The organism is Bradyrhizobium diazoefficiens, from assembly GCF_016616235.1.
In the GTDB taxonomy this organism is placed as follows: domain Bacteria; phylum Pseudomonadota; class Alphaproteobacteria; order Rhizobiales; family Xanthobacteraceae; genus Bradyrhizobium; species Bradyrhizobium diazoefficiens_H.
On the sequence record NZ_CP067100.1, the window covers coordinates 4,644,651 to 4,664,357 of the forward strand.

Consider the following 19,707-nt stretch of genomic DNA (forward strand, 5'->3'; position numbering starts at 1 on the left):
TCACTCCCACTCAATCGTCCCTGGCGGCTTGCTCGTCACGTCGTACACCACCCGGTTCACGCCCTTCACCTCGTTGATGATGCGCGTGGCGGTCTCGCCCAGGAACTTCATGTCGAACTGGTAGAAGTCCGCGGTCATGCCGTCAGTGGAGGTGACGGCGCGCAGGCCGACCACATAATCGTAAGTGCGGCCATCGCCCATGACGCCGACCGTCTTGACCGGGAGCAGCACCGCAAAGGCCTGCCAGATCTCATCGTAGAGGCCGTGCTTGCGGATCTGGTCGATGTAGACGGCGTCCGCTTTCCGCAGGATGTCGAGCTTGTCGCGGGTGATCTCGCCGGGGCAGCGGATGGCGAGGCCCGGGCCCGGGAATGGGTGGCGGCCGACGAAGATTTCGGGGAGGCCAAGCTCGCGCCCTAGCTTGCGGACCTCGTCCTTGAACAGCTCGCGCAGGGGCTCGACAAGTTTCATGTTCATGCGCTCGGGCAGTCCGCCGACATTGTGGTGCGACTTGATCGTCACCGAAGGGCCGCCGGTGAAGGAGACGCTCTCGATCACATCGGGATACAGCGTACCTTGTGCCAGGAAGTCGGCGCCGCCGATCTTCTTGGCTTCAGCCTCGAACACCTCGATGAAGAGGCGGCCGATGGTCTTGCGCTTGGTTTCAGGATCGGTAACGCCTTCGAGCTCGCCCAAAAACTGTTTTGAGGCATCCACGTGCACGAGCGGGATGTTGTAGTGGTGGCGGAACAGGTCGACCACGGTCTTGGCTTCGTCGAGACGCAGCAGGCCGTGATCGACGAACACGCAAGTGAGCTGGTCGCCGATCGCTTCGTGGATCAGCACGGCCGCGACAGCTGAATCTACGCCGCCAGAGAGGCCGCAGATCACCTTGCGACTGCCGACCTGCTGGCGGATTTTTGCGATCTCCTCCTCGCGGAAGGCGCGCATGGTCCAGTCGCCTGAGAGGCCGGCGATCTTGCGCACGAAGTTGCGGATGAGTTTCGCGCCGTCGGGCGTGTGCACCACTTCGGGATGGAACATCAGGCCGTAATATTTGCGCGTCTCGTCCTGGATGATCGCGAAGGGCGCGTTCGGCGAGGTGCCGGCGACGGAGAAGCCCGGCGGCATCCTGGTGATCCGGTCGCCATGGCTCATCCACACTTGGTTCTTGCCGCCCGGCGACCAGACGTCCTCGAACAGCTGGCTCGGCGCCTTCACCTCGACGTCGGCGCGGCCGAATTCGCGGTGATGGCCGCCCTCGACCTCGCCGCCGAGCTGGGCCGCCATGGTCATCTGGCCGTAGCAGATGCCCATCACCGGCACGCCTGAATCGAAGATCGCCTGCGGCGCGCGCGGCGAGCCGGCTTCATGTACCGATTCGGGACCGCCGGAGAGGATCACCGCCTTCGGCTTCATCTCGTTAAAGGCGGTTTCGGCCTTGTTGAAGGGGACGATCTCGCAATAGACGCCGTCCTCGCGGACGCGACGCGCGATCAGCTGCGTCACCTGGCTGCCGAAGTCGACGATGAGAATCTTGTCGTGCGCCGAGGCCACCGAGGGCGTCGACGCGGAGCGGTCGTTCTGTGCTGCTGTCATGGCAAGCAGATACGCGACGGCGCGACGGCCCGCAACCGCGCGGCTCGCGCGCCCACATGCTTCTTTGGGCATGGACAAATGGAAATAGGTAAGCATTATTGACCTAATATGACTCGCCAACAAGAGGGGGCCGATCAGGGAGGACGCCATGTCGGAGAACGCCATGTCACAGCATCATCAACCCGCAACGCTTGCCGCGCTGGGCCGGACCTGGGTCGAAGCCTGGAACGCGCACGATCTCGAGCGCGTGCTCGCGCTCTATGAGGAGGCCGCCGTGATGACCTCGGACCGCATCCCGCTCCTGGGATTCGACGCCAGCGGCACCGTGCGCGGCAAGGAGAGTTTGCGCGCCTATTGGGGCAAGGCGCTCGGGCTGATCCCGAACCTGCATTTCACGCTGATCGATCTATTCGTCAGCCCGGACAGCGTCGTGGTGTTCTACGAGAACGAGCGGGGCAAGCGGATCTGCGAATATCTCCGGGTGAACGACGCCGGGCTGATCGTGCAGGGATCGGCGAACCATCTGCCGCACTGACCTCAGTGAGCGGCGAGCGACATCAGCGCTTGCGCGCGCCGGCTTTCCGGACCTTCGTATCCGACCACGTCAGCGGCCGACCAGTCCGCGACGGCAGCACGAGCTGCCCGACCGGCTGGCCTGTCTCGTCCACCAAGTCCGAATGCGCCTCGCCGCGCCTGTAAAGATGTGCCTCGCCCCATTGGCGCAAACCGACGATGACAGGAAACAGATCCCGTCCCCGTTTCGTCAACGCGTATTCCTGATAAGCGCTTCCATCCGAGGCTGGAAGCAGCTCGAGCACGTCGAGCTCCACCAGCTTGTGCAGACGCGCGCTGAGCATGCTCTTGGCAATGCCGAGGTTCTTCTGGAAATCGCCGAACCGGCGGACCCCGTCGAAGGCGTCGCGCACGATCAGGAGCGACCACCAGTCGCCGATTGCGTCCAGCGCGCGCGCCACCGGGCATTCAGCCTCGGAAAAACCGGTCCGCTTCATTCGCCATCCCCCGTTCAACTGGTCCTAAAATAAGACTAGACAGCATCTGACGCAACTGGTCTTATTTTAGGACTAGTTGAAAATGCGCCGGAGACGACAATGACAAGGGACGATACAGCGACCCCGGGGCTAAAAGCCGATGACGTGATCGGGCACGGGCTCTCTCCCCCGATGGCGCTGTTATTCGCGCTGACCTGCGGCCTGAGCGTCGCCAACATCTACTTCGCGCAGCCGCTGCTCGATGCCATGGCGCAGGACCTCGACATCGCGCCCGCCGCGATCGGCATGGTGGTGACATTCACGCAGATCGGCTACGCGCTCGGCCTGATCCTGATCGTACCGCTCGGCGATCTTCGGGATCGGCGCCGCCTGATCGCCGGCCAGATCGCACTGTCGGCAGTCGGTCTCGTGATCGTCGGCACTGCATCACATGCCGCGGTGCTGCTCATCGGACTGACGCTGGTCGGCGTACTTGCCGTGGTCGTTCAGGTCCTCGTTGCCTTTGCCGCGACGCTCGCGACCCCGGACGGCCGCGGCCGCGCCATCGGGACCGTCACCAGCGGTGTCGTCGGCGGGATCCTGCTGGCACGGGCCGCCTCGGGCGCGCTGGCCGATATCGGCGGCTGGCGGACGGTCTATCTGGTTTCGGCGGGCCTCATGCTCGCGATGGCTCTATTGCTGCTGCGTGCCCTGCCCCGCGGACTGCAACCCACGATGGCGGGCTCGTCGTATTTGTCGCTGTTGCGCTCGACGGCGGCGCTGTTCGTCGAGGAATCGATCCTGCGGGAGCGCGCGCTGTTTGCGTTTCTGATCTTCGCTGATCTCAACGTGTTCTGGACCTCGATCGTGCTCCCGCTCTCGGCGCCGCCTTTCGCACTGTCGCACACCGCGATCGGACTGCTCGGGATCGCCGGATTCGCCGGAGCACTCGCGGCGCGCAATGCCGGGCCGCTTGCCGATCTCGGATGGGCCCAGCGCACCACCGGTCTGTCGCTGCTGTTGATGCTGACCGCCTGGGCCGCGATCGCCTGCCTGCACACCTCGCTCTGGTTCGTCCTCGCCGGAGTGATCATGCTGGATCTCGGGCTCCAGGCGGTGCATGTGACCAGCCAGAGCCTGATCGTAGCGGCGCGCCCCGATGCGGCAAGCCGGCTGGTCGGGGGCTACATGGTGTTCTACTCGATCGGCAGCGCGGTTGGCGGCATCGCATCGACGATGGTGTATGCTATGGCCGGCTGGAGCGGTGTCTGCATGCTGGGCGCCGGAATCAGTGCCGCCGCCCTGTTGGTCTGGGTCGTCATCGCAAGCAGGATTGAGGTGCCGGCCGATTGCGCACCGACGCACGCTCAAAGATGACGACTGCGGCGAAACCATCCGGTAACAAGGCGCCGCCAGCACCGAGACAGGCCCCCCCCATGAAACTTCCGACCTCCCCCTTCACCGTCACCGACTGGAGCAAGGTCGAGGCCACCGTGCACCCGGGCGAGACCGGCGAAGCCAAATGGCGGACGCTCAATATCGGAGACTTGCGCGTGCGGATGGTCGAATATTCGCCGGGCTATCTCGCCGATCACTGGTGCGACCGCGGCCACGTGCTCTACGTGCTGAAGGGCGAGCTCGATTCCGAGCTGCGCGACGGGCGCAAGTTCAAGCTGACGGCCGGAATGAGCTACCAGGTCTCGGACTTTGGCGATGCCGCGCACCGGTCCTCGACGGCGGTGGGGGCAACGCTCTTCATCGTCGATTGAGAGGCGCGAGGCTGGCCAAGTTGCACCGCAAAATAGCAAAACGGCGCGACGTGCCGAACGACGGGTGGTGCCTTGAACTGGCCCCAAATTCTCGCTATATTGTGATCATCGATACTTGGCCGAACGACTGGGCCGCTTCGCCTCGTCTAAGACAGGCGCGCACGCTTCAGATGACTTCTCCAAAACATCGACTCATCAGGGACTATGGGCGCAGTGGTGCGTACCGGTCCGCGTGCGTACTGTCTCTAACTAACTGAAGGAAATTCCCCATGGCTATGGGCACCGTGAAGTGGTTCAACACCCAAAAGGGTTATGGTTTCATCCAGCCGGACGACGGCCAGAAGGACGTGTTCGTGCACATCAGCGCCGTCGAGCGCGCTGGCCTCTCCTCCCTCAACGAGGGTCAGAAGGTCTCGTTCGACATCGTCGCCGATCGTCGCAGCGGCAAGTCCTCGGCTGACAATCTCCGCGTCGGCTAATCGCCAGCGCACCGTTCTGACCGCGGACGTACCGGCAGAACGCTAGAAAAAGAAGGCCCCGCGACCGGGATCCGGTCTGCGGGGCTTTTGTTTTTTGGCCGTTGTCATTCCGGGGTTCGCGAAGCGAGAGCCCGGAATCCGTGGAACCGCAGAGGCTGCCGCGCGATGGATTCTGGGCTCGCCCTTCGTGCCGCCCCGAAATGACGGCGATGTCTGGTTAGCCCATCTTCCGCAGCACCGACACGAAGAACCCGTCCGTGCCCGTCCGCCGCGGCGTCATCAGCCAACCCTCCGCCGATTGCAGCGCGGCGTCCGCAAAGGCCTCGGCCTTGTCCCAGAGCACGCCGGCGGTCTGCTCCGGCGGCACCACCGAGAATTCCGGGTGGCGCGCCACGAACGCTCTCACCTGCTCGCCGTTCTCTTCCGCCAGCACCGAACAGGTGATGTAGGCGATGCGACCACCGGGCTTCACCAGGGGAACCGCGCGCGCGAGCACCTCGGCCTGGTCGCGCAGGCGGATCTCCAGCGCACCGGGGCGCATGCGCCATTTGGCGTCGGGGTTGCGGCGCCAGGTTCCGGTTCCCGTGCAGGGCGCGTCGATCACGACGAGATCGGCCGAGGCGTGGATGTCGGAGAGCGGATCGGCCTCGCCCTTGGGAGTGCGGACATCAGCATTGTGGACGCCGGCGCGCGACAGCCGTTCATGGATCGGGGCGAGCTGGCGCTTGTCGCGGTCGGTCGCGATCAGCCGGCCCTTGCCCTGCATCAGGGCGGCGAGCGCCAGCGTCTTGCCGCCAGCGCCGGCGCAGAGATCGATCACCTGTTCGCCGGGTTTTGCCGCGGTGAACTGGGCCGCAAGCTGCGATCCCTCATCCTGAACTTCAACGCCGCCCTTGATGAAATCCTCTTCCGCCTGGATGCCGGGGTTGCGCGCATCGGCCGAAAGCTCGATGCGCAGGCCCGTTGCCGACCACGGCGCAGGCTTTGGGTGAAGATGAGCCAGCGCGCGCAGCACCTTGTCGCGATTGGATTTTAGCGTGTTGACGCGCAGATCGAGCGGGGCCCGGCTCGCCATCGCGGCGGCCTCCGCGGCGCGGTCCTCGCCGAACACCTTTGCCAAATGCGGGTCGAGCCATTCGGGATAATCGCCGGCCACCGCAGCCGGCGCATCCTTCAGGGACCGCGAGGCCAACGCCGCCTGCTCGGCCTCGGTCAGCGGCGCCGGCGCAAACCGACTGCCATCGAACATCGCAGCCATCGTCGCCACGTCCATGTCGCGCTCGAGGCGGAGCATGCCGATCAGCCTGGCACGCGCGGTGTCCGCGTCCATCAGAAAGGCGCTCGAGGCATAGCGGCGCAGCACGTCCCAGACGAGGCCGGCGATCGCGGCGCGGTCGCCGGAACCGGCAAAGCGGTGCGCGGTGCCCCACTCCTTCAGCGCCTTGGCCGCGGGCACGCGGTCTTTCTCGATAGTGTCGATCAGTTCGATGGCTGCGGACAGCCGGGCGGCGGGAGTCATTTGAATCTTTCAGATGAAATCGGACTCCTAAGAGTCAGATCAGCAACAGCATTTTGAGTGCGAAATAGATCCACATCGCCAGCAGCACCAACACGCCGGCCAGCCAGATCGTGGAGCGCCGGCCGAGATCGTTCGAGGAGACGAAAACCCCGGCATGGACAAAGCGCGTCACCACGAACACCCAGGACATCAGCACGATGAAGAGATCGGCATGGCGCAAAGGCAGCGCCAGCGCGATCAGGATGTAGAGCAGCACCGGCAGCTCGAACTGGTTGCGGTAGCAATTGGCGATTTGTGTGGCGCCCGTGGGCCAGTTCGGCTCGCCGAGCGCAATGTCGCGGATCTTGGTCTCGCCCGAGACCAGCGCCTTGCGGCGGGCGAAGACCATGCCGATCAGAAGTGCGAAGGTAAGGCCGACCTGCACGAACACAGGCAGCAGGACCATTTGGATGGACATCGGAACTTTCCCGTAGAGCGGAGGGCCGCGGACCGTCATTAGCCGCGACTTCTGTTGCTGACAATCAGCGAGTTGAACCGCTGTTCCCGATTCCGCGACCAACCGCTGGTTGTTAAGGCTTTTTCGCGTATCTGACCATGCTCCGAACGAAATATTGCACCCTCGCCGCGCTTGTCCTCGCCGCAGTGCTTTGCCGCACTCTGTGTCCGCCGGCCGTCGCCGCGCCGGCCGACATCGCCACCTGCGACCGGCTCGCGGCGCATCCCACCGACCCGGACAGACCTGCCGACGTGAAAGGCAACAAAGAGACCGCCGATGCCGACATCGGTGCCGCGCTGAAAGCCTGCAAGGCGGCCGCTGCGGCGCCCGATGCCCCGCGCCGGATCTGGATGGAGCTCGGCCGCGCCTATGAGTTTGCCGGGCAGCCCGCTGCGGCCGCCAATGCCTATCGCAAGGCGGCCGACGCCGGCAGCTCGTCTGCCATGGCCGGCCTCGGCGTGCTCCTGATCAACGGCAACGGCGTCGCGAAGAACATCGCCGAGGGACGAACGCTGATCGAGAAGGCGGCGAATGCCGGCGACATCGAAGGCATGATCAATCTCGGCTCGCTCTACGGCGCCGGTGTCGGCGTGAAAGCGGATTTCGCGCTGGCGCGCAAATGGTACGCCAGGGCCGTCGAGGCGAATTCGCCCGAGGCCATGTACCAGCTGGGCTTGATGACCCAGGACGGCGATGGCGGCCCGAAGGACGATGTCGCGGCCAAGGCGCTGTTCGAAAAGGCCGCCGCGCTCGATCACGCCGATGCGCTGGAACGGCTTGGTGCCTATGCCGAAGCCGGCCGGGCCGGCGAGAAGGATGCCAAGGCCGCGATCGCCCATTACCAGCGGGCCGCCGCGCTCGGCAATGAAGATGCCGGCAAGGCGCTCGAGCGCCTGCGCTGTCCGTTCGGGCTCAGGGACCGCGAGGGCAAATCCGTCGGGCGGATTTGCTTCGACGGCCAATAGGCCCTGCAGACGAGAGAGGGCCGACGCGCGTTTCAAACTTTGTTCGTTGCGATGCATGCGCGCGCCGTCATCGTTTCGACGCGGGACGATCTGTATGCTCGTCGCATGTCCGAATTTCGTCTCACCCAGATTTCCGACACGCATCTTGGCCGGCGCTTTCCCGGCCTGATCGCCAACTTTCACCGCGTGAGCGAGCACATCGCCGCTGACAGGCCCGATCTCGTCGTGAACACCGGCGATGTCTCCTTCGACGGGCCGAGCAGCCGCGACGACGTCGAATTCGCGAGGAGCCTGCACGCCGCCCTGCCCGTCGCCTGCCGCTATCTGCCCGGCAATCACGACATCGGCGACAATCCGACCGCGATCGGGCCGGCGCCGAAGCCGCCGGTCACCGAGGCGCACCGCCGGCAATTCTGCGACATCATCGGCGAAGACCATTGGTCGTTCGAAGCCGCCGGCTGGCGCTTCATCGGCCTCAACTCGCTGGTGATGAATTCGGGGCTCGCCTTCGAGGCCGAGCAGTTCGACTGGCTTGCCGCGGAGATCGCGCGCGTGAACGGCAGGCCGATCGCGCTGTTCCTGCACAAGCCGGTGTTTCTCCACCTGCCCGACGATCCTGAAATACCGGAGACCTCGATCCGCTACGTGCCGCAGCCGGCTCGCGCGCGGCTGATCGAGATGTTTGCGCGTGTCGATCTGCGCCTGATCGCCAGCGGCCACGTCCACCAGCGCCGCGACTTCAGCTTCCGCCATACCCGGCACATCTGGGCGCCGTCGGCCGGCTTCAAGATCAACGATGCGCGCCAGGACAAGATCGCGATCAAGGAGACCGGGCTCGTCGAATACCGCTTCCGGCCCGACAGTTTTGAAGTCCGCCACGTCCGCGCGGCGGGCCAGGTCGATATCGATATTGAAGAGCTGTTCGCCCAGATGGGCGGCGAGCACTAGGGCGTCCACTCATAATGGGCAGCCAGCCGTAGCCGGATGGATGCGAGTTGGACGAAGGCGATGCAGTTTCTCGCAAGCCTGTCATCCGCAGCCGGCAATCTCCGCTGAAACCATCGAAAATGACCCATTCGGAGCTCCGAACCTTTCCCGAATTCCATGACGGATGCTAAGTTGGTATCGGATCGGGGTGCTATGGAACGTCGGAAATTCATCGGGATTACGGCAGCGGGGGTCGCTTGGCCTTTCCTGGCGCGCGCGCAGCAGAACGTAGCGAGCGCAAGGATCAACAGGGTTGGTATCCTCTGGCACGCCAGTAATGCGGATGAAGAGAAGGTCTACTTGGATGTCCTAACCAAGGCGTTCAGCGATCTCTGCTATGTCGAAGGCAAGAACGTTGAGTTCCTGCATCGGTTTCCCGCCGAGCAGCCCGAACGGTTTCGCGCGCTTGCACGCGAGCTTGTCACGGACAAAATCGATGCGATCGTCGCGGTGACTGCGTTGGGCGCAAAGGAGGCCAAACAGGCCACCAGCACCATTCCGATTGTATTTGTCATTGTATCTGACCCGGTCGGTAGCGGTCTTGTCGAGAGTCTCGCGCGGCCCGGCGGCAATGCCACCGGTCTTTCCCTCATGGCAATCGACCTGAGCGGAAAACGCCTGGCATTGTTGAAGGAAGCGGTTCCGCGCTTGTCGCGTGTCGCGCTTTTGGTGGATACGACCGATCCGTTCGCAAAGCGCGCCGTCAAAGCCAATCAGGCTGCCGCCGAAGCGCTTGGCATTTCGTTGTGGGCAGCCGAGGTATCGACGCCCGATGACATTGAGCCTGCGTTCTCCAAAATCGCTGGCGATCGCGCCGACGGAGTCATCTTGGGAGCGGGATCGATGCTGTTTAATGAGCGGACACGTATTGGTTCATCAGCTCTGGCACACAGATTACCGGCGCTGTCGTTCATCGCGGAGATGGTCCCCCACGGTCTCCTGCTGTCATACGGACAGGATTTCCCCGATTTCTTCCGCCGCGCGGCGGCCGACGTTGACAAGATACTGAGAGGCGAAAAGCCCGCAGATATACCGGTTGAACAGCCTACGCGGTTCAAATTGGCTCTGAACCTGAAGACCGCGAAGGCGCTTGGCCTCACTCTATCGCCATCACTGTTGGCGACTGCCGACGAGGTGATTGAATAGGCACGCAACTTCCGTCGTTCACCCGCGCGACGTACTTCGCCGCCGCGCGAATTTGGTCGCTATAAGAGCAAAGCGGACGTAGCCACAGTCAAATGGCGCCGCCGGTTTTGTAAGTCCATAGCCAAGGCTTAGGCCTACGCCTCAAGCGACGCTCTTGAGATCCTGCTGGATCGCAGCTAGCAGCGATTGCAGTGCCTCGCTGGTCACTGGCTTCGCCGCCGCGTCGCTCGCAGCCCGATCGTTCGCGACCCTGGCAGGCTTGACCGGACGCTTCGGGAATGGCGGCGGTGGCACCGGCATCGCAGGCCGGCTGAAATCGCCCTCCTCCTCGCTATGCACGAACTTGCCGTGGATCACGTCGTCATGGCGGCCCATGACGAACATCGCCACCCAATAGCCGGCAGCCAGCAGGATTACGCAGAAAACACTGATCTCTAACATCGCAACACCTAAAATATGCGCGATGATTCAGTGCCTTCGTCCTGACGTCAATGAACCGATGGTCACACCTGCCCGCTTTTGCGGGCAGGTGTTGCAAATCGGTTACGCTTTGTTAACCGTTGATGTCAGGTGTGTGACGCCGGTGTAACAACTACAGCTTGTCCGACCCCACCCGCACCAGCTGCTTGCCGAAATTGGCGCCCTTGAGCAGGCCAATGAACGCGCCCGGCGCGCTCTCCAGGCCCTCGGTGACGAACTCCTTGTACTTCAGCTTGCCGTCGCGGACCCAGGCCGACATGTCGCGCAGGAAGTCGCCGTGACGGGCGGCGAAATCCGAGACAATGAAGCCGCGGAAGGTCAGCCGCTTGGTGAGGATGTTGCGCATCATCGACGCCGCCCATTTCGGCGGCTTGGCCTCGGTGTCGTTGTAATGCGCGATCAGGCCGCAGACCGGCACGCGCGCGAACGGATTGAGCAGCGGGAACACCGCCTCGAACACGGCGCCGCCGACATTCTCGAAGTAGACGTCGATGCCTTTCGGGCAGGCCTCCTTCAGCTTCGCGGCAAGATCAGGATCGCGGTGATCGACGCAGGCATCGAAGCCGAGTTCCTTGACGACGTAATCGCACTTGTCCTTGCCGCCGGCGATGCCGACCGCACGCGCGCCCTTGATCTTCGCGATCTGGCCGACGGCCGAACCGACCGCGCCGGAGGCGCCGGCAACGACGACGGTCTCGCCGGCTTGCGGCTTGCCGATGTCGAGCAGGCCCGTATACGCCGTCATGCCGGGCATGCCGAGCACGCCAATCGAAGTCGAGATCGGCCCGAGCTTCGGATCGACCTGGATCAGGCCCTTGCCGTTCGAGATCGCGTGCGTCTGCCAGCCGGTCCGTGCACGGACGATGTCGCCCTTGGCGAAGTCAGGATTGTTGGAGGCCGCGACCTCGCTCACCGCCTCGCCTTCCATCACGCCGCCGACCGGCACCGGTGCAGCGTAGGACGGCCCCTCGCTCATGCGCCCGCGCATATAGGGATCGAGCGACAGCCAGATCGTGCGCAGCAGCACTTCGCCCGCGCCGGGCGTTGGCACCGCGAATTCCTCCAGGCGAAAATCGGACGGCTTTGGCTCGCCAATGGGACGCGCGGCGAGAACGATGCGCTTGGCTTGGGACATGTTGGCTTCCTCCTGATGGGATCCTGGAGGCCATTTAGGAGAAGCGCGGCGCCCAGGCAAACTCTTACAATGAATACTCATGATTTATTAGGGGTTTGGTTGCGATTGCGAGATAGGTTGCGCCGGCCATCCCACGACCGAAGAGCCCATTCGATGCCGGACGTTTCCTTGCTGCCCGAACGTTCGTCCGACAACCGAACGAAGGGCGGCATCAGCCTGCGCTGGCGCGTGCTGGCGGGCAATCTGATCACGAGCCTGCTCGCCGTGGCCTTCGCCGGAGCGGTTGCCTGGGGCGGATGGGGCGACCTGCGCAAGCGCGAGGCCGCCGCGCGCTCTCTGACCGCCTTCGAGCTGGTGATGAAGGCCAACAGCCTCATTCCAGCCGAACGCACCGCCTGGTTCGCGGCCGCAACCCCGGCCGACCCGGCCACGCCGGACAAGCTGTCGGCCCTCGACAAGGCCATAGCCAACACGGATGCGGCCATCGGCGCGGCCAAGGCGGCCATTCACGCAGCGGAGCTGCCGGCCAGATCGATCGAGGCGGCCGAACAGGTGTTGCAGCAAACCCGCAGCACCGCGCGTCGGGCGGTGATTCTGCCCAAGCCGCAGCGTCCTGCCGACACCCAGACGGCCATCGTGGATGGACTCGCACGCGCTGTCGATGCGCTCACTGCGGCGACAAGCGATGCCTTGATCGACCTGTCGCGGACCGGCAGCGACATCGAGAATCTCCTGCCATCGGCGGAGCTGGCGCAAAGCGCACAAGCGATGCGCGCCACCAATGGTGCGCGTGCCGCCGTGCTCGGCCTGTTCGCCCGCAATCAGCCTCTGTCGCCGGCCCAGCGCGTCGACGTGACCGAGTTGACCGGTCAGGTCGCCTTGATCTGGAAGCAGATCGAGCAAGGCGTTCACAATACCGGCGATGCGCCAGCGCTGGTGAGCGTCTTTGACCAGGTCCGCGCGACGCTGATCACCGAAGCGGAGCCGCGGTTCCGGGAGGTTGTCGCAGCAGCGCGCGAGGGCCGCCCCTGCCCGGTCGGCGAGGCCGAGTGGCCCGGCTGGATCGGTCGTGTCCTGAACAGCGTGCTGGGTCTGCGCGACGCCGCCTTGACCTATGCGCACGGCGCCAACGACGCTGCGATTGCACAGGCGCAGATGCGGCTGACCTGGGCCCTCGCGGCCCTGCTGGTCGTGCTGATCGCCTCGGCCGCCGTGGTGATCGCGGTGATGCGCCAGGTGATCAGCCCGCTGGTGCGGCTGACCGGCGTAACGCTGCGGCTTGCCGATCGCGAACTCGACGTTGCAATCCCCGACGGGCATCGCAGGGACGAGATCGGCACCATGGCCAACGCGCTACAGATCTTCAAGGATGCGCTGATTGCGAAGAAGCTCGCCGACGAGGAGGCCGCCCGCAACGCCGAAGCGCAGATCGAGCGCGGCCGCCGCGTCCACGAGATCACGCGCGACTTCGAGACCGTGATCGGCGAGATCGTGAGCACGGTGTCGTCGGCCGCGACCGAGCTTGAAAGTTCGGCCGGCACCTTGAACACGACAGCCGATCGCTCGCAGACGCTGACGACGGCAGTCGCGGCTGCATCCGAGGAGGCATCCGCGAATGTGCAGTCGGTCGCCTCAGCGACCGAGGAGCTCACATCGTCGGTCAACGAGATCAGCCGGCAGGTCCAGGAATCCGCGCGCGTGGCCGGCGATGCCGTCCAGCAGGCCCGCCGCACCAACGACCGCGTCGGCGAATTATCGCAGGCGGCAAGCCGGATCGGCGACGTCATCGCGCTCATCAACTCGATCGCAGGCCAGACCAATCTGCTGGCGCTGAACGCCACCATCGAGGCCGCGCGCGCCGGCGATGCCGGGCGCGGCTTCGCGGTGGTGGCTTCGGAGGTGAAGGCGCTGGCGCAGCAGACCGCGCAGGCGACCGAGGAAATCCATCAGCAGATCGGAAGCGTTCAGACGGCGACGCAGGAATCCGTCGGCGCCATCAGGACGATCAGCGATACGATCGAGAGACTGTCGGAAATCTCCTCGACGATCGCCGCTGCCGTCGAGGAACAGGGCGCAGCTACCCAGGAGATTGCGCGAAACGTGCAGCAGGCGGCGCACGGCACCCAGCAGGTCTCCGCCAACATCAGCGATGTGCGGCAAGGCGCCAATGCGACCGGCTCGGCCTCGTCGCAGGTGCTGTCCGCGGCGCAATTGCTCGCCACCGATTCGAGCCGGCTCAAGCTCGAGGTCGGGAAGTTCCTGGAGGCCGTCCGCGCAGCATGAGCGCGGCGGATTGCGACGGTCGGGCCGATCCGACGCTTCGCACCGTCCGGTAATGACGGTGCGCGACTAGCCCCCGCCCGGATAGTTCGGCGCTTCGCGCGTGATGGTGACGTCGTGGACGTGGCTTTCGCGCAGGCCCGCGCCGGTGATGCGGACGAACTGCGCCTTCTCGTGCAGTTCCTTCATGTCCTTGGCGCCGACATAGCCCATGGCGGCGCGCAAGCCGCCGGCGAGCTGGTGCATGACATTGCCGACCGGGCCTTTGTAGGGCACCTGGCCCTCAATGCCTTCAGGCACGAGCTTGAGCGAGTCCTTGATGTCCTGCTGGAAGTAGCGGTCGGCCGATCCGCGCGCCATCGCGCCGACCGAGCCCATGCCGCGATAGGCCTTGTAGGAACGGCCCTGCCACAAGAACACTTCGCCGGGCGTCTCGTCGGTGCCGGCGAGCAGCGAGCCGACCATGGCGATGTCGGCACCGGCGGCGAGCGCCTTGGCGAGATCGCCGGAGAACTTGATGCCGCCGTCGGCGATGACGGGGATGTCGGCCTTCTTGGCAGCCTCGACCGCATCCATGATCGCGGTGAGCTGGGGAACGCCGACGCCGGCGACGATGCGCGTGGTGCAGATCGAGCCCGGGCCGATGCCGACCTTGATGCAATCAGCGCCCGCATCGATCAGCGCCTGCGCGCCGTCGGTGGTCGCGATGTTGCCGGCAACCACCTGCACCGAGTTGGAGAGGCGCTTGATGCGGTTCACCGCATGCAGCACGTGGCGGGAATGGCCGTGCGCGGTATCGACCACGACGAGGTCGACGCCGGCATCGATCAGCCGTTCGGTGCGCTCGAAACCGGTGTCGCCGACCGTGGTGGCGGCGGCGACGCGCAGGCGCCCCTGCGCGTCCTTGCAAGCGAGCGGATGAGCGACCGCCTTCTCCATGTCCTTCACGGTCACCAGGCCGACGCAGCGATACTGGTCGTCGACCACCAGCAGCTTCTCGATGCGGTGCTTGTGCAGCATCCGCCGCGCTTCGTCCTGGCTGACATTCTCGCGCACCGTGACGAGGTTCTCATGCGTCATCAGCTCGGAGACTTTTTGCCGGCGGTCGGTGGCAAAGCGCACGTCGCGGTTGGTGAGAATGCCGACCAGCTTGCCCGGCGTATTCTTGCCGGCGCCGGTGACGACGGGAATGCCGGAGATGCCGTGATCGCTCATCAGCTTGAGCGCGTCGTCGAGCGTGGCCTCGGGGCTGATGGTGAGCGGGTTCACCACCATGCCCGATTCGTAGCGCTTGACCTGCCGCACCTGGGCGGCCTGCCCTTCGGGATCGAAATTGCGGTGGATGACGCCGAGGCCGCCGGCCTGCGCCATGGCGATCGCCATGCGGGCTTCGGTGACGGTATCCATGGCCGAGGCCATGATCGGGATGTTGAGTGGAATGGCGCGGGTGACGCGGGAGCGGATGTCGACCTCGCCCGGCATGACGTCCGACAGGCCCGGCTTCAACAGCACGTCGTCGAACGTGAGGGCTTCGCGAATGCCTTGTTGCACCGTGGCCATCTGCCAACTCCTTCCGCGGCCCTGCCGCAAATAGCTATGGATGAGCGCCGCCCTCGGCGTACCTTGCGGCATCGCCTTGAGAATCGGAGCCCATCGGTGGGGTTGACGCGGGTCGATAGCACGGCCGCGCGACGAATCAAAGCAAATCGGACCGCTGGCCAGCCATGCACAGGCTTTTTAGGGCGATTCGGCGGGTCGCCCGGCCGCCCACCGGCTGTCATTCCGGGGCGCGACGAAGTCGCGAGCCCGGAATCCATCCCACAGCGGTTTCTAGGGCCCAATGGATTCCGGGCTCGCGCCAAGTGGCGCGCCCCGGAATGACGAAGGAGCAAAGCATTTAGGTGCTATGCGTCGATGCGCAATGGTCCTGGCCAAGCGACAGTGATAAGCCGCAAATCTCGCCCTTCCCTCTGATTTTCATTACCAATCCGTCATGGTCGACAAGCAACGCGTCATTCCGCTGATCGTGGCCACTGCTCTCTTTATGGAGAACATGGATTCGACCGTCATCGCGACCTCGCTGCCGGCGATCGCGGCGGATATCGGCACCAGCCCGCTGACGCTGAAGCTCGCGATCACCTCCTATCTCCTGTCGCTCGCGGTGTTCATCCCGGCGAGCGGCTGGACCGCCGACCGGTTCGGCGCACGGATGGTGTTCGCGATCGCAGTCGGCGTGTTCATGGTCGGCTCGGTCGGCTGCGCGCTGTCCGGCTCGGTCACCGATTTCGTGTTCGCACGCATCCTGCAGGGCATGGGCGGGGCGATGATGACGCCGGTCGGACGCCTCGTGCTGCTGCGCTCGGTCGACAAGAGCGCGCTGGTCAACGCCATGGCCTGGGTGACGATCCCGGCCCTGATCGGCCCCGTGATCGGCCCGCCGCTCGGCGGCTTCATCACCACTTACGCCTCGTGGCACTGGATCTTCCTGATCAACATCCCGATCGGGCTGCTCGGCATCTTCATGGCGTTGCGCTTCATCGACCCCATCAAGAGCGAGACGCAGGAACCGTTCGATCTCTACGGCATGGTGCTCGCAGGACTCGGCCTTGCCGGCATCGCATTTGGCCTGTCGGTCGCCGGGCTCAACCTGCTGCCCTGGAGCACGGTCGCAGCGCTGGTCGCGGGCGGCGCGATCTCGATGACGCTCTACGTCATCCACGCGCGGCGCACCGGATCGCCGGTGCTGGATTTTTCGCTCCTGAGCCTGCCGACACTGCGCGCGGCGATCCTCGGCGGCTTCATGTTCCGGCTCGGTATCGGCGCGCTGCCCTTCCTGCTTCCGCTGCTGATGCAGATCGGCTTCGGCCTGTCGCCGTTCCATTCCGGCCTTGTCACCTTCGCCTCCTCGCTCGGCGCGATGGGGATGAAGACGTTGGCAGGCCGCATCATCCGCGCCTTCGGCTTCCGCAACTTGATGACCGCGAATGCGATCATCAGCGCGTTTTTCCTCGGCGTCTGCGCACTGTTCACGGTGACGACGCCGCTGCTGATCATCATGGTGATCCTGGTGGTCGGCGGCTTCTTCCGCTCACTGGAGTTCACCGCGATCAACACGGTCGCCTATGCCGACGTCGAAGCCGCGCAGATGAGCCGGGCCACCACGCTGGTCAGCGTCAACCAGCAGCTCGCGGTCTCCGCCGGCGTTGCGGTCGGCGCCGCCTCGGTGGAGACGACGATGTGGCTCAGCCATGTCAGCGAGCTCAACGCCACCGTGTTCGCGCCGGCCTTCGTCGTGGTGGCGCTGACCTCGGCGGCATCGAGCTGGTTCTTCTGGCAGATGCCCGCTGACGCCGGCCACGAAATCTCCGGCCGCAAGGCGGTGGAGATCGCGAGCCGCAAAGGCGCCGGCAAAGGCGCGGCCCAGGCGGCGGTCAAGGCCGCCACCGAGGATACGCAGGACGTCCGGGATCAGCGGCTCGGGTGAGCAAGGCAGGAACGAGAAGAGCGATGGCCCGAGGGCCATCGCCCTCTTAATCGTCTGCCACCCCTTCGGGCCGCTTAAAGCGCGTTAGTTCAGCGTGATCCGACAGAGCGTGACGCCCAGTCCCAACGGCTTCGCCGGCGAGCCTGCGGTCGAGCTTTCGAGATGAAGCTCGCCGTTGACAGCGGTCGCCGTATAGTCCTCGATCAGCTGCAGGCTCGGATCCGGTGCATTGCCGCTCTGGAAGATGTCCTTGAGGATGGGCAGAACGTTGCTGTTGCCGTCGCCTTGCGCAAGCGTCGATCTCGCATCGATCGAAATCGTGGCATCGGCGGCGGCGGTCCGCACCTCGCCCACGCTTAGGGCTGTGGCAGCCAGAGCGGCCAGAACAACGCGACGATGTTGCCGGCCCGCTGGGCGGCCGGACTTGTTCGAGATGCGCATGCCATTCCCCAAAATCAGGATTGCCCGCCGAGATTGTGGCGAACAGCATCTTCATCCCCGATCGCTACAGGATTATGATAATATAACATTATGCCGGATTCAGATGAGAGCTGCGCTTGTTCGCTCGCGGCGGCCGGACACGGCAAAACCAGGTAGATTCCCGTACGTCCCAGGTCAAATGTCGATATTGCCGCCGTGAAATATCATATCAATCACATGCTGCATCAAACTGTCGTATTTAGCGTGATAGAGGGTGGCCACTCGAATGGCGTGGGGATGTTGCGCGTGAACAGGCTGTCCAGGGACATCATCAAGTCGACCTTCATGAAGGTGCATCGGGTGGCGCTGAGCGGTGGCCTCGTCGTGCTGCCGAACCACTATTACACACCGGTCGCCGACGTTCGCGAACTGGAGCGAACCAAGGACAAATGGGCGAAGCGGTCGCCGATGACCGGAATCGATGCCGACATCGCCCGGCAGGCGTCGCGCTTGCAGGAGATCGTCAAGCCGTTCGAGCCCGAATGCCGCGGCAACAGCACCTACAAGGAAGGCGCCGCCAAGGGCTTCGGCCCGGGCTTCGGCTACGTCGAGGCGCAAGCCCTGCACGGCGTGCTGCGCTGGCTCAAACCGAAGCGCATGATCGAGGTCGGATCTGGCGTGTCGACCCACTGCTCTGCGAGGGCGCTGGCGATGAACGCCGCCGAGGGACACAAGGGACGGCTCACCTGCATCGAGCCCTACCCCAGCGACTACCTGAGGAGCGCGTCAGGCGTCGAGCTGGTGACCAGCAAGGTGGAGGACGTCGACCTCGCGACGTTCGATCAGCTCGGCGACGGAGATTTTCTGTTCATCGACACCTCGCATGTGGTCCGGCCGGTCGGCGACGTCACCCACCTCTATCTCGAGGTCATTCCCCGCATCAAGCCAGGCTGCGTGATCCACATTCACGACATCTATTTCCCCTATTCGTTTCAGCGCGATCTCCTGGACGGATTGTTTCAGGGCGCCGAGACGGCCGTGCTCCAGGCCCTACTCACCAACAATGACCGGCTGGAGATCCTGTTCTGCCTCAGCATGCTCCACTACGACGCGCAGGACGTCATGAAGGACGTCTTCCCGGAATATTCTCCGATTCCGGACGTCAATGGTTTGAACGTGCCCAACACGACGGGCCATTTTCCGTCGTCAATCTACCTGCGTGTGCGCGGGTAGCGCCTCGTAGCGGCATGGGTGGCGCTACTCTGCGCCCGTCCCGCCACGAAATCCGGTTGCGAGCACATATCGCTCCGAGGAATCCTGTCGGCTCGCGGCGGGCTTCACATGGCGCACGGCGGCAAAATCGCGCTTGAGCTGGGCGAGCAGGTCGGCGTCGGCCCCACTCTGGAAGGTTTTTGCCAGGAACGCCCCGCCGGGCTTGAGCACGTCGCAGGCGAATGCCGCAGCGGTCTCGACCAGGCCGACGATGCGGAGCTGGTCGGTCTTGCGATGGCCTGTGGTGTTGGCGGCCATGTCGGACATCACGACGTCGGCGCCGCCGCCGAGCATGGCGGTGAGCTTGTCGGGCGCATCATTGTCCATGAAGTCGAGCTGCGCGAAGTCGACGCCGGGAATCTCGGGCATTTCCAGCAGGTCGATCGCGACGACCTTGCCCTTGCCGTCCACCGAGCCGACGCGCTTTGCGGCGATCTGGCTCCAGCCGCCGGGCGCGGCGCCGAGATCGACCACGGCCATGCCTGATTTCAGCAGCCGGAACTTGTCGTCGATCTCCAGCAGCTTGAACGCAGCGCGCGAGCGATAGCCCGCGGCCTTGGCCTTGGCGACATAGGGGTCGTTGAGCTGCCGCTCGAGCCAGAGCTTCGACGACAGCTTGCGCTTGCCGCCGGTCTTGACCTTGGTCTTGACCTGGACGTGCAAGCGGCCGGTGGTGTCCTTGGCCAT

19 protein-coding genes and 1 pseudogene are annotated in these 19,707 nt (G+C 64.6%); 10 read left to right on the forward strand and 10 right to left on the reverse strand.

The window, feature by feature from the left end:
- Positions 1–1,599, reverse strand: a complete 1,599-nt coding sequence (gene guaA / locus JJB99_RS22215) for a glutamine-hydrolyzing GMP synthase (RefSeq protein WP_200494447.1) — start codon at positions 1,597–1,599, stop codon at positions 1–3.
- 163 nt (positions 1,600–1,762) lie between these two features.
- Between guaA and JJB99_RS22220 the strand changes: the two genes are divergently transcribed.
- On the forward strand, positions 1,763–2,134 hold the full coding sequence (locus JJB99_RS22220) for a nuclear transport factor 2 family protein (RefSeq protein WP_200500246.1): 372 nt from the start codon (positions 1,763–1,765) through the stop codon (positions 2,132–2,134).
- A 22-nt stretch (positions 2,135–2,156) separates the two neighbouring features.
- On the opposite strand, the gene JJB99_RS22225 is transcribed toward JJB99_RS22220, so the two are convergent.
- Positions 2,157–2,609 carry a winged helix-turn-helix transcriptional regulator gene (locus JJB99_RS22225; RefSeq protein WP_200494448.1) on the reverse strand — a complete coding sequence of 151 codons (453 nt, stop codon included), beginning with the start codon at positions 2,607–2,609 and terminating at the stop codon, positions 2,157–2,159.
- Positions 2,610–2,708: 99 nt separating this feature from the next.
- Between JJB99_RS22225 and JJB99_RS22230 the strand changes: the two genes are divergently transcribed.
- From JJB99_RS22230 to JJB99_RS22240, 3 genes are all read left to right on the forward strand, one after another.
- Positions 2,709–3,965, forward strand: coding sequence for an MFS transporter (locus JJB99_RS22230; RefSeq protein WP_200494449.1), 1,257 nt, complete (start codon positions 2,709–2,711; stop codon positions 3,963–3,965).
- Between the two features lie 59 nt (positions 3,966–4,024).
- Positions 4,025–4,357 carry a DHCW motif cupin fold protein gene (locus JJB99_RS22235; RefSeq protein ID WP_200494450.1) on the forward strand — a complete coding sequence of 111 codons (333 nt, stop codon included), beginning with the start codon at positions 4,025–4,027 and terminating at the stop codon, positions 4,355–4,357.
- A gap of 269 nt (positions 4,358–4,626) precedes the next feature.
- A complete protein-coding gene (locus tag JJB99_RS22240; RefSeq protein WP_008141931.1) occupies positions 4,627–4,836 on the forward strand; it encodes a cold-shock protein in 210 nt (69 codons plus the stop codon).
- Positions 4,837–5,053: 217 nt separating this feature from the next.
- Here the strand turns inward: JJB99_RS22240 and JJB99_RS22245 are convergent, their stop codons facing one another.
- Together JJB99_RS22245 and JJB99_RS22250 are read right to left on the reverse strand one after the other, a co-directional pair.
- Entirely contained in the window at positions 5,054–6,355 is a 1,302-nt protein-coding gene (locus JJB99_RS22245) for an RsmB/NOP family class I SAM-dependent RNA methyltransferase (protein WP_200494451.1), read from the reverse strand.
- Between the two features lie 34 nt (positions 6,356–6,389).
- Complete coding sequence (locus tag JJB99_RS22250; protein ID WP_200494452.1) at positions 6,390–6,812, reverse strand: MAPEG family protein; 423 nt, start codon at positions 6,810–6,812, stop codon at positions 6,390–6,392.
- Between the two features lie 137 nt (positions 6,813–6,949).
- Between JJB99_RS22250 and JJB99_RS22255 the strand changes: the two genes are divergently transcribed.
- Together JJB99_RS22255 and JJB99_RS22260 are read left to right on the forward strand one after the other, a co-directional pair.
- On the forward strand, positions 6,950–7,816 hold the full coding sequence (locus tag JJB99_RS22255) for a tetratricopeptide repeat protein (RefSeq protein WP_200494453.1): 867 nt from the start codon (positions 6,950–6,952) through the stop codon (positions 7,814–7,816).
- A gap of 105 nt (positions 7,817–7,921) precedes the next feature.
- Positions 7,922–8,764, forward strand: coding sequence for a metallophosphoesterase family protein (locus tag JJB99_RS22260; RefSeq protein ID WP_200494454.1), 843 nt, complete (start codon positions 7,922–7,924; stop codon positions 8,762–8,764).
- Here the strand turns inward: JJB99_RS22260 and JJB99_RS22265 are convergent.
- Positions 8,761–8,850, reverse strand: a pseudogene (locus JJB99_RS22265) (IS5/IS1182 family transposase); the annotation flags it as partial. The gene JJB99_RS22260 and the pseudogene JJB99_RS22265 overlap by 4 nt on opposite strands.
- Positions 8,851–8,956: 106 nt before the next feature.
- On the opposite strand from JJB99_RS22265, the gene JJB99_RS22270 reads away from it, so the two are divergent.
- Entirely contained in the window at positions 8,957–9,949 is a 993-nt protein-coding gene (locus JJB99_RS22270; RefSeq protein ID WP_200494455.1) for an ABC transporter substrate-binding protein, read from the forward strand.
- 141 nt (positions 9,950–10,090) lie between these two features.
- Here the strand turns inward: JJB99_RS22270 and JJB99_RS22275 are convergent, their stop codons facing one another.
- The gene (locus JJB99_RS22275) at positions 10,091–10,390 is read right to left on the reverse strand and encodes a hypothetical protein (protein ID WP_200494456.1); all 300 of its coding nucleotides are present in this window, start codon (positions 10,388–10,390) and stop codon (positions 10,091–10,093) included.
- Positions 10,391–10,541: 151 nt separating this feature from the next.
- A complete protein-coding gene (locus JJB99_RS22280; RefSeq protein ID WP_200494457.1) occupies positions 10,542–11,564 on the reverse strand; it encodes an NADP-dependent oxidoreductase in 1,023 nt (340 codons plus the stop codon).
- A 153-nt stretch (positions 11,565–11,717) separates the two neighbouring features.
- On the opposite strand from JJB99_RS22280, the gene JJB99_RS22285 reads away from it, so the two are divergent.
- Complete coding sequence (locus JJB99_RS22285; protein WP_200500247.1) at positions 11,718–13,847, forward strand: methyl-accepting chemotaxis protein; 2,130 nt, start codon at positions 11,718–11,720, stop codon at positions 13,845–13,847.
- 66 nt (positions 13,848–13,913) lie between these two features.
- Here the strand turns inward: JJB99_RS22285 and guaB are convergent, their stop codons facing one another.
- On the reverse strand, positions 13,914–15,404 hold the full coding sequence (gene guaB / locus JJB99_RS22290) for an IMP dehydrogenase (protein WP_200494458.1): 1,491 nt from the start codon (positions 15,402–15,404) through the stop codon (positions 13,914–13,916).
- A gap of 433 nt (positions 15,405–15,837) precedes the next feature.
- On the opposite strand from guaB, the gene JJB99_RS22295 reads away from it, so the two are divergent.
- Positions 15,838–17,328, forward strand: coding sequence for an MFS transporter (locus JJB99_RS22295; protein ID WP_200494459.1), 1,491 nt, complete (start codon positions 15,838–15,840; stop codon positions 17,326–17,328).
- An 84-nt stretch (positions 17,329–17,412) separates the two neighbouring features.
- On the opposite strand, the gene JJB99_RS22300 is transcribed toward JJB99_RS22295, so the two are convergent.
- Positions 17,413–17,769 carry a hypothetical protein gene (locus JJB99_RS22300; protein ID WP_200494460.1) on the reverse strand — a complete coding sequence of 119 codons (357 nt, stop codon included), beginning with the start codon at positions 17,767–17,769 and terminating at the stop codon, positions 17,413–17,415.
- A 285-nt stretch (positions 17,770–18,054) separates the two neighbouring features.
- On the opposite strand from JJB99_RS22300, the gene JJB99_RS22305 reads away from it, so the two are divergent.
- Entirely contained in the window at positions 18,055–18,981 is a 927-nt protein-coding gene (locus JJB99_RS22305) for a class I SAM-dependent methyltransferase (protein ID WP_200494461.1), read from the forward strand.
- A 24-nt stretch (positions 18,982–19,005) separates the two neighbouring features.
- Here the strand turns inward: JJB99_RS22305 and JJB99_RS22310 are convergent, their stop codons facing one another.
- Positions 19,006–19,707: an RlmE family RNA methyltransferase gene (locus JJB99_RS22310; protein WP_200494462.1), complete on the reverse strand. Its 702-nt coding sequence runs from the start codon at positions 19,705–19,707 to the stop codon at positions 19,006–19,008.